The sequence below is a fragment of the Escherichia sp. MOD1-EC6475 genome, from assembly GCF_003046645.1.
Classification (GTDB): Bacteria; Pseudomonadota; Gammaproteobacteria; order Enterobacterales; family Enterobacteriaceae; genus Escherichia; species Escherichia ruysiae.
Genome location: NZ_PZKQ01000102.1, coordinates 1 through 5,957 on the forward strand (window position 1 = coordinate 1; position 5,957 = coordinate 5,957).

The window sequence follows — 5,957 nt, forward strand, 5'->3', positions numbered from 1 at the left end:
GAACTTGTTCGCACCTTCCCTATGCATTGCTCATCTTACACACAGCGCAATGTTGTTAGATTACCCCAGCATGGATCATGGGTGAAACAGTAGGTCAGAGCTTCAGGCTCTGTGTTGTCAATACAGTGAGGCATAATTATGGCTTTCATTCAACCAACCATCGACGACGTTAGACATTGCTCTAACGCTTTATCTGTAGACCCTGCCGAAACCGACGCAGCCCGCGCCATTGCTGAACACTACTCAAAGATATCCAATCAGGAGTACCGCATCACCCAAGACGACCTGGATGACCTCACTGACACAATCGAATATCTCATGGCAACTAACCAGTTAGACTCACAATAAATGCACTAATAAATCTATTATTTTCGTTTGATCCCTCTATAATATAGGTCAGTAATGACCGGTTTTCTCAGCCGGGCGTTATTGACCATGTCAATTCTGGAGGAGGATCAATGATAAATTATGTCTACGGCGAACAACTGTACCAGGAGTTCGCCAGCTTCAGGGATCTCTTTCTAAAAAAAGCTGTTGCACGCGCCCAACACGTTGATACAGCCAGCGACGGTCGTCCTGTACGCCCGGTTGTCGTTCTACCGTTCAAAGAAACTGACAGCATTCAGGCTGAAATTGATAAATGGACTTTAATGGCGCGGGAACTGGAACAGTACCCAGACCTCAATATCCCAAAGACTATTTTATATCCAGTGCCTAACATCCTTCGCGGTGTGCGTAAGGTTACAACTTATCAGACAGAAGCTGTGAACAGCGTCAACATGACCGCTGGCCGCATTATTCATCTGATTGATAAGGACATTCGCATCCAAAAAAGCGCGGGGATCAATGAGCACAGTGCGAAATACATAGAGAACCTGGAAGCAACAAAAGAGCTAATGAAGCAGTACCCGGAGGATGAAAAATTCCGTATGCGCGTACACGGCTTTAGCGAAACAATGCTGCGCGTCCACTACATTTCCAGTAGCCCTAACTACAATGATGGTAAATCAGTTAGTTACCATGTGCCACTGTGTGGCGTGTTTATCTGCGATGAAACTCTCCGTGATGGAATTATCATCAACGGTGAATTCGAAAAAGCAAAATTTAGCCTTTATGACTCCATAGAACCGATCATCTGCGACCGCTGGCCGCAAGCAAAAATATATCGCCTGGCAGATATTGAAAATGTAAAAAAACAAATTGCCATCACTCGCGAAGAGAAAAAGGTTAAGTCAGCCGCATCAGTTACGCGCAGCCGTAAAACCAAGAAGGGGCAGCCAGTAAACGACAACCCCGAAAGCGCGCAATAAATTATGCCCGGCATCAACCGGGCATTCTTCCATTATTCAGCCGCCACCGGTTTTAACAAGCCAGCATCGAGCAGTTTACGCGTCAACCACTGCTGGCCTTTACCCGTTAATTGAGGCGTCAACCGTATCTGGTAGTCATCTTCATCATCCAGCACCACTTCTTTCACCGTGAAATACCCCGCGTTGATGTACTGCTGGAACGGTACATTTTTACGGCCTCCGGACGCTATCAGAATGCCGTTCTCCCGTAACCAGGCAAACAGCGCATTTTGTTTAAGTCCAACGACCTTTGCAAAATTCCCAATCAGGATCCCTTTAGCTACTGATACCCGGTCGGCAAAATCGACTTTAGAAGCGGCGGCCACCAGCTGCTGATTTAGCTGGTGGGCTTTCTGTTCCAGAAGTTGCTTTTGTTCAGCTAACTCGGCAGCCAGGCGCAGAGCTTCTGGAAGCGTCTGGGGGATTGCGACCGGTTGCTGTTCTTTTTGTCGGAAGTAGCTGTCTTCCAGTTTTTCAAAGAATGCCCATGCCTGATCGGTTTCGAGCATTTTAGCGTGACGGGCAGCTCCTCGTTCTGTCCAGAGGATGAGAGAGCGCGCTTTGGGGGAGACTGGATTTTGTGAGTAGTTTAAAGCTACCCGCAAATTTTTCAGCTCATCGCCAATAACCTTGAAAAAGTGCTTCGCTTCAACAAAGCGCACTTTGTTCTCATGATGATTCTGGCGAATGCGAATCGCTTCTGTACCATACCCCTTAGCAAGAGTTTCGGTTGTTGGGGGAACCGCAGAATTCGGAAAAAATCGTACGCTAAGCTAACGGTGTTCTCGTGACAGCTCTTTGACTAGGCTTTCTAAGGCCATTCTGATAGCCCTGACTTCCTGAAAAGCCATGGCTAAAATTTGTGCGGCTAAAAGGGATAACCGATGGTAAAGTAAGTTATCCCTGTCGAGATACTGAAAAGCGTTATCCTCGTTTTTCCCAAAACTGTTTTGCCAGTTCGCTCAGAGCGCTAGTTAACTGAGCGACAGATTTCGCACTTTGCAAATTATTCTGCCCGGTCTGTACATTGGTATCAGCAGCATCGCGTATATTGATAATACTGCGGTTTATGTCTTCACTTACTGCTCCCTGCTGCTCGACCGCAGTCGCTATTTGCGCGTTCATGTCGGTAATTTCGTTAACGCGTTGGCCAATTCCATCAAGAGCTGTAGCTGCTTCCTCTGCGTGAGCTACACTCGTGTGCGCTTGCCGACTACTTTGCTCCATGACTGTAACAGCGGATTGCGCTCGCTCTTGTAGAGCGCTGATCATGCTTTGAATATCCGTTGTCGATTGCTGTGTGCGAGCAGCAAGACTGCGAACCTCATCGGCGACAACAGCAAAACCACGCCCCTGCTCACCAGCACGCGCGGCCTCAATTGCTGCGTTGAGTGCCAACAAATTCGTTTGCTCGGCGATCCCTCGTATAACGTCAAGAACTTTTGATATCTCGTTACTTTGACCTTCAAGCTCATGAATAACCTGAGTGGCTTGCCTAATTTCACCTTCAAGGGCAGTGATTGACTGGCTTGTGTGGGCTACCAGACGCTGGCCAGATGCCGTCTCAGTGTCTGCTCTTCCGGCCGCATCTGCAGCATGCTGTGCATTGCTCGCAACCTCTTGAATGCTTGCCACCATTTGGTTTACTGCCGTTGCTATTTGATCTGTCTCTGCCTGCTGCTCAACTGTAAGTACATTGCTTGACTCAATATCCTTTAGTAGGCCTCGGGTGTGTTCGCTAAGCCGATTTGATGCATCACCTATGCGACCTACTATGGCGCCTGTTTCAGCTTGCATCATTCGTAAAGCAAACTCTATTTGGCCAAACTCATCGGTGCGCCCAGTGTAGAGGGATTGACTTAATGGGTTATTGGAAATATTCCTGGCTCTTTCAACCAGTCTTCCAAGAGGAGAGAGAATAGCCAAAACACTAACAGAGCTTAAGCTTCCTGACATTAAAGTGGCTAACAATAAGCTGCTTATTGATGTATCAGTAAGCATGCCGGCAGCCATTGCGCTTGATATAATACTACCCCATATGAGCAAGAGTATTTTCACGGAAAAGCTAGCAGCCAATTTCGGCCTCGCGGCCTTCCCGCTTCTCAATTGAGCATATAATTTTTCCGCAGCCAAAACCTGCTCAGGTTCAGGCTTGGTCCTTACAGACTGGTATTCAACAATCGAACCATTCTTAGCTATTGGCGTTACATAAGCACTTACCCAATAGTGGTCGCCATTTTTACAGCGATTTTTTACTAGCCCCATCCATGAGCGGCCAGATTTTAATGTACTCCACATATGCTCAAATGCAGCAGGCGGCATATCTGGGTGTCTTACGATGTTGTGAGGCTGGCCTAATAGTTCTTCCTCAGTGAAACCACTGATTTTAATGAAGTCAGGATTAACGTACGTGATATGGCTTTGAGGGGAGGTAGTCGAAAGAATATTGGCATCTTTTGGGAGTTCTAAGTTTCGACCCGTCACTGGTAAATTCTGGCGCATAAGAACCTCAAGGGTTGGCTGTTTTATTTTATTGTTTTCGGCATTAAGCCCAATTTCTTGAGCGTTACGATAAAGCTAGCATGGAAACGATAGGTGCAAGCAAGTTAAGGGTTGCATCGCGCATGTCAATCTAGGCTATACCCTAACTTGATGTCAGGCAGGGCCGCGCCGCTTCGTCAGAATAGAGTCTGCTTTCCCATTTTTTGACACATGCCCGCGAAGGTTATAGATTTCAGCCTGACAGAAATGGGCTTTGAGGCACAACGGAACAGAAAGTGCACTTAAGCCGCCTTCAACCAAGGAGACATCGTGCAGGGGCACCGCATCGGCTACGTCCGGGTCAGCAGCTTTGACCAGAACCCGGAACGCCAGCTGGAACAAACCCAGGTGAGCAAGGTGTTCACCGACAAGGCATCGGGCAAGGACACCCAGCGCCCCCAGCTCGAAGCGCTGCTGAGCTTCGTCCGCGAAGGCGATACAGTGGTGGTGCACAGCATGGATCGGCTGGCCCGCAACCTCGATGACCTGCGTCGCTTGGTACAGAAGCTGACTCAGCGCGGCGTGCGCATCGAGTTCCTGAAGGAGGGCCTGGTGTTCACTGGCGAGGACTCGCCGATGGCCAACCTGATGCTGTCGGTGATGGGGGCCTTCGCTGAGTTCGAGCGCGCCCTGATCCGCGAGCGGCAGCGTGAGGGCATCGCCTTGGCCAAGCAGCGTGGCGCGTACCGGGGCCGCAAGAAAGCCCTGTACGATGAGCAGGCTGCTACCCTGCGGCAGCGAGCGACGGCCGGCGAGCCCAAGGCGCAGCTTGCCCGCGAGTTCAACATCAGCCGGGAAACCCTCTACCAGTACCTCCGCACGGACGACTGACACATGCCGCGTCGCTTGATCCTCTCGGCCACGGAGCGGGACACCCTGCTTGCGCTGCCGGAAAGCCAGGATGACCTGATCCGCTACTACACCTTCAACGACTCCGACCTGTCGCTGATCCGCCAGCGACGCGGCGACGCCAACCGCCTCGGCTTCGCCGTGCAGCTCTGCCTGCTGCGCTACCCCGGTTACGCGCTGGGAACCGACAGCGAGCTGCCCGAGCCGGTCATCCTGTGGGTGGCGAAGCAAGTCCAGGCCGAGCCGGCGAGCTGGGCAAAGTACGGCGAGCGCGACGTGACCCGTCGCGAGCATGCCCAGGAACTGCGCACCTACCTGCAACTGGCCCCGTTCGGCCTGTCCGACTTCCGCGCCCTGGTGCGCGAGCTAACCGAGCTGGCCCAGCAGACCGACAAAGGCTTGCTGCTGGCCGGTCAGGCCCTGGAGAGCCTACGGCAGAAACGACGCATCCTGCCGGCGCTGAGCGTGATTGACCGGGCCTGCTCGGAAGCCATTGCGCGAGCCAATCGGCGGGTCTACCGCGCCCTGGTCGAACCACTCACGGACTCGCATCGGGCCAAGCTGGACGAGCTGTTGAAGCTCAAGGCCGGCAGCAGCATCACCTGGTTGACCTGGCTGCGCCAGGCACCGCTGAAACCCAACTCTCGGCACATGCTGGAACACATCGAGCGGCTGAAGACATTTCAGTTGGTGGACTTGCCCGAAGGCCTGGGCCGGCACATCCACCAGAACCGCCTGCTCAAGCTGGCCCGCGAGGGTGGGCAGATGACGCCCAAAGACCTCGGTAAGTTCGAGCCGCAGCGCCGCTACGCGACCCTGGCCGCCGTGGTGCTGGAGAGCACCGCGACCGTGATCGATGAGCTGGTCGATCTGCATGACCGCATCCTGGTCAAGCTGTTCAGCGGCGCGAAGCACAAGCATCAGCAGCAGTTCCAGAAGCAGGGCAAGGCGATCAACGACAAGGTGCGCCTGTACTCCAGGATCGGCCAGGCGCTGCTGGAAGCGAAGGAAAGCGGCAGCGACCCCTATGCCGCCATCGAGGCGGTGATTCCCTGGGACGAGTTCACCGAGAGCGTCAGCGAGGCCGAGCTGCTGGCCCGGCCGGAAGGCTTCGACCACCTGCACCTGGTCGGCGAGAACTTCGCCACCCTGCGCCGTTACACGCCGGCCTTGCTGGAGGTGCTGGAACTGCGCGCCGCGCCGGCCGCGCAAGGCGTG

At 52.9% G+C, this 5,957-nt stretch carries 5 protein-coding genes and 2 pseudogenes; 4 read left to right on the plus strand and 3 right to left on the minus strand.

The window, feature by feature from the left end; genetic code table 11:
* The first annotated feature begins 138 nt into the window (after window positions 1-138).
* A complete protein-coding gene (locus A7589_RS22365; protein ID WP_000874156.1) occupies window positions 139-348 on the plus strand; it encodes a hypothetical protein in 210 nt (69 codons plus the stop codon).
* Between the two features lie 110 nt (window positions 349-458).
* A complete protein-coding gene (locus A7589_RS22370) occupies window positions 459-1,310 on the plus strand; it encodes a phage repressor protein C1 (protein WP_000611648.1) in 852 nt (283 codons plus the stop codon).
* Between the two features lie 32 nt (window positions 1,311-1,342).
* Here A7589_RS22370 and A7589_RS23440 read toward each other — a convergent pair whose 3' ends face one another.
* The 3 genes and pseudogenes from A7589_RS23440 to A7589_RS22380 all read right to left on the minus strand — a co-directional run bounded on the left by A7589_RS23440 (window position 1,343) and on the right by A7589_RS22380 (window position 3,851).
* Complete coding sequence (locus A7589_RS23440; RefSeq protein ID WP_235613326.1) at window positions 1,343-1,675, minus strand: phage antirepressor KilAC domain-containing protein; 333 nt, start codon at window positions 1,673-1,675, stop codon at window positions 1,343-1,345.
* A gap of 111 nt (window positions 1,676-1,786) precedes the next feature.
* Window positions 1,787-2,083 (minus strand): annotated as a pseudogene (locus tag A7589_RS23445) (ORF6N domain-containing protein); the annotation flags it as partial.
* Between the two features lie 190 nt (window positions 2,084-2,273).
* Window positions 2,274-3,851 carry a methyl-accepting chemotaxis protein gene (locus A7589_RS22380; RefSeq protein ID WP_001323889.1) on the minus strand — a complete coding sequence of 526 codons (1,578 nt, stop codon included), beginning with the start codon at window positions 3,849-3,851 and terminating at the stop codon, window positions 2,274-2,276.
* A gap of 309 nt (window positions 3,852-4,160) precedes the next feature.
* On the opposite strand from A7589_RS22380, the gene A7589_RS22385 reads away from it, so the two are divergent.
* Window positions 4,161-4,721 carry a recombinase family protein gene (locus tag A7589_RS22385; protein WP_108189029.1) on the plus strand — a complete coding sequence of 187 codons (561 nt, stop codon included), beginning with the start codon at window positions 4,161-4,163 and terminating at the stop codon, window positions 4,719-4,721.
* Between the two features lie 3 nt (window positions 4,722-4,724).
* Window positions 4,725-5,957, plus strand: a pseudogene (locus A7589_RS22390) (Tn3-like element TnAs1 family transposase); the annotation flags it as partial.